Genomic DNA, 3,345 nt, shown 5'->3' with positions numbered 1-3,345 from the left:
CTGCGGCACGATCGTCACCATGCCCAGCTCCAACTCAAGGGCCCGCTGGTGCTCGATCACCGTTGCCCGGCTGCACTCCGCCTCAGCGGCGATCAATCTGGCGCTGGGCCAGCACGCGAAGTTCGCGTCGACCTTCTCGCACATCAGAATCAAGATCAATTTGCGTAGTGGGTTGCCCACCTTCTGCCTCTTCGCCCATGACAGGGCCTCCCAGCTCGACAACGTCCCTCCAAGGGGGATCGTGGGCGAGCACGGTGGCCACCGGACCTCGGGTCCCATAACCTCGAACTCGCCTGGCATTGGCGACGTACAGCGGCCCGGGGAGCGCCAACTCCCCGGGCCAACGTCGTTTATGGGTGCGTACGGAGCATCCACCCGGCTGCGGGCCGGACCGGTGCTCCCGGTATGCCTCGGTGTGTCGTCGCGAGCACACGACCACGGGACCTCGGCATCGGGTCAGTACCGACCTGTAGGCGGTGAGGTCGGCCAGTGGGCTGACTCATCCCGCTCGAGCTCGCTGACGAACTCGACCCGATCGGACGGGATCACNCACATGGTGACCTCGATCGGTCGCCCTGTCCGCGCAGACGTCCCGACGCGGGACAACTCGGCGACCGGCAGCGCGGTNGCGATNCCCAGTAGACNCGCCTCCTCACGGTCCGGCATCCGGATACGGAAGGTCTCCGCCCATCTCAGCGGTCCATGGCCCGCCTCCTCCAGGCGGTCGAGGTACCCGCCAGGGCCGGTATCCGGTTCGGCGCACCGCGGCGCATCTGCGATGCCGTCTGGCCCTATCCACGTGTCCGCGACTTGGAATGGCGACTCGCCGACCGGCGACGTCACCCGCCGGCGCCGTACGGCATCCGTCCACGGCGGGATGCCGAGTATCTGCGCTACACGTGGAGGNCATGNGATTGTCGCGACTCGCGGTCGTCCGTGGGTCTGCCACGGCTCGTTGGCACGGTGGGTAGCCGNCATGATGTAGCCCCGCGCCGGGTCCCGGNGCACCAGCGTGCCTCGTATGACTCTCCGTCGGGCGACCTGGTCTCTGACGATCACTCCCTTACCGCGTACACCGACGACCAGCCCGTCGGCCTGGAGTAGGTCTATGGCCCGGCTGATCGTCGGATCTGCAGTGCTGTACCGCTGGCGCAGATCCGCGTAGCTCGGCAGCGGCGTGCCNGGGGGATACAGCCCATCCTCGATCTCCTGGCGGAGGTCGCTGTGGATCTGCCGGTAGATCTGCGGCCTATCCGGCACCATCTCTGACCTCCCGATTGTCCGTCACCGTTACCGNCATCTAGCTAGATGCTTGACACACCATATCCAGGCGGTCCATGCTCGCCATGCATCTAGCTAGTTAGTGGCCTACATGGCGGCCCCCGGCGCGGACTCCTACCTCCGGCCGGGGGCCTGGGCCGACCTACAACGGAGGTCAACCTGTGATGCAGCATGCCCGACGGCGCCCGGTGCGGCGCCCCGCTGTCCCCGGTGACGGGGATGACCGGTCGTGGCCGACGTTGCCGCGGGACCCGGATGGGGAGCCGCGGCGCTGGGTCGTGATCGTGAACGGCAAGGGCGGGTCGCGATGACCGCGCCGACGATGCCGGTCCAGGCCGAGATCCTGGCGGTGGATCCGTACGAGTTGCTGGCGTTGCCGTCGTGGTCGGTGNCGGTGTTGCGGGCGGTGGTGGACGGGGCGCCGCGTCCGTGCGCGGACTGGCCGGCCCTGTTCGCCGACGCGGCGGATGCCGAGGACGAGGCCGGCGATGAGGGCCAGGACGAGGCGGCCGGGGTGCTCGGCGCGGTGGTGGTGGGTGNGGCGCGGCGGGTGTGTGCTGCCTGCCCGGTGCGCGCGGAGTGCGCGGCGCTGGCGATGGTCCCGGTGGTGGAGGTGGTGGACGGGCAGCCGGTGACGGTGCCGTACGCCCCCGACGGGGTGTACGGCGGGCTGACCGGCCGGGAGCGGGCGGAGCTCGCGGCGACGCTGNCGATGACGGAGCTGGTTGCGGGCGAGGCCGTCGAGGTGGCGGTGGGCCGGGTGCCGGTGGCGCGGGAGTGCGCGCGGGAGGGCTGCACCGTGGTGGTGCCGCNGACGGCGCGGCAGGCGGCCCGGGAGCGGCGGTACTGCTCGCCGCAGTGCCAGGGTCGGGCGGGCGGAGAGCGGAAGCGGTCGCGTCGCGCGGCGTCGCGGCCGGTGTGCGGCCGGGAGGGCTGCTCCGAGCGGGTGCCGGCGGGGCGGGTGCGGTACCACTCGGCGGAGTGCGGCCGGTTGGTCGCGCGGGCGCAGGCGCGGGCGTGGCGGGCTCGGCAGGCTGCGGCCCGCCGGGCCGGTGGGGCGGTGTCCCGGTGACCGCCCGGATCACCCCGCAGACGCTGGCCGTGACGGCGGCGGTGGAGCAGTGGGCGCCGTCCGCGTCCGTGCTGGATCTGCTGGTGGCGGACGCGCGGGGGCATCTCGCCGGGCTGNTGTTGCNGCGGCTCACTGTGCGGGTGCGGGAGGTCTACCCGCAGGCCGCGGCGCTGCGGGTCGATGACCTGACCGAGGAGGGCGTGCGGCTGCTGGCGGTGCTGGGCGCGGACGGCGCGCCGCTGCCGCAGGGGTCACGTGACGACGTCGACGACGGCACGCCCGNCTGGGACGACGCCGAGTTGGACTCGGTGGACGACCTGATCGCCGAGGATCTGGCCTGGTACGCCNGGCTGGCGACGCCGGACGACCCGGACGACTGGGCACGTCTGCCGCTGGCGGGTGCCTGATGCGCCGGTATCTGGACCCTGACGGGCTGGTCCACGGGCTGCCGACCTACCCGTACCGGTACGCGCCGGACGGCCTGTACACCCGATCCCAGTTGCGCGAGATGGGTCTGCGGCCGATCGCCGACCCGGTGGCGCAGGTGATGTGGGACGGGTCGGCGCGGCACCGCCGGTCCGGTGAGCCGGTGCGCACGGCGGCGCTCTACGACATCACGCAGACCCTGCTGCGGGACACCCCGAGCCTGACGCGGCTGGCGCAGCTCGCGATCGCGCGGGCCTGCCGGCGGATCTGCCCGGCCTGCGACCGGATGTGGCCGTACGTGATCCCGGCGGCCGCCGGGATGTGCCTGGACTGCCAGACCCTGACCGCCGCCGGTGTGNCGGTCGGGTCGTCAACGGACGTTTTTGACCCGACGGCCGGGAGGGCTGCGGCATGAGCGAGCGGATCGAGCGGGCGGTCGCGGNGGTCGCCCCGGACGCGCTGGGCGCGACGGCGTTCGCGGTGTCGTTCACCCACGTCCAGCACGTGCTGGAGACCCACGGGGCGCACGGGTGGACGTCGTGGGCGCTGTCGGTGGCGCTGGAGGC

Annotated in this window: 2 protein-coding genes and 5 pseudogenes; 2 read left to right on the top strand and 5 right to left on the bottom strand. The window is 72.3% G+C overall.

Annotated features, from left to right (window positions below):
* The 5 genes and pseudogenes from FF86_RS36865 to FF86_RS69485 form a co-directional block, all read right to left on the bottom strand.
* Nucleotides 1-180 (bottom strand): helix-turn-helix domain-containing protein (locus tag FF86_RS36865; protein ID WP_206779098.1); only part of this gene is annotated, 180 nt, incomplete at its 3' end.
* A 370-nt stretch (nt 181-550) separates the two neighbouring features.
* A pseudogene (locus tag FF86_RS69500) lies at nt 551-627 on the bottom strand (hypothetical protein); the annotation flags it as partial.
* 18 nt (nt 628-645) lie between these two features.
* A pseudogene (locus FF86_RS69495) lies at nt 646-906 on the bottom strand (GntR family transcriptional regulator); the annotation flags it as partial.
* Nucleotides 907-1,004: 98 nt separating this feature from the next.
* Nucleotides 1,005-1,182, bottom strand: a pseudogene (locus FF86_RS69490) (GntR family transcriptional regulator); the annotation flags it as partial.
* A 1-nt stretch (nt 1,183) separates the two neighbouring features.
* The coding region (locus tag FF86_RS69485) for a hypothetical protein (protein ID WP_396230200.1) at nt 1,184-1,263 on the bottom strand (80 nt) is incomplete at its 3' end.
* A 558-nt stretch (nt 1,264-1,821) separates the two neighbouring features.
* Between FF86_RS69485 and FF86_RS69480 the strand changes: the two are divergent.
* Together FF86_RS69480 and FF86_RS69475 are read left to right on the top strand one after the other, a co-directional pair.
* A pseudogene (locus FF86_RS69480) lies at nt 1,822-1,990 on the top strand (WhiB family transcriptional regulator); the annotation flags it as partial.
* A gap of 769 nt (nt 1,991-2,759) precedes the next feature.
* Nucleotides 2,760-3,137: pseudogene (locus FF86_RS69475) on the top strand (RRQRL motif-containing zinc-binding protein); the annotation flags it as partial.
* Nucleotides 3,138-3,345: the final 208 nt, after the last annotated feature.

Source organism: Frankia sp. CpI1-P, from assembly GCF_001421075.1.
Classification (GTDB): Bacteria; Actinomycetota; Actinomycetes; order Frankiales; family Frankiaceae; genus Frankia; species Frankia torreyi.
Note: the sequence above shows the minus strand (reverse complement) of the source record. Positions and strands in the feature narration are given on the sequence as shown.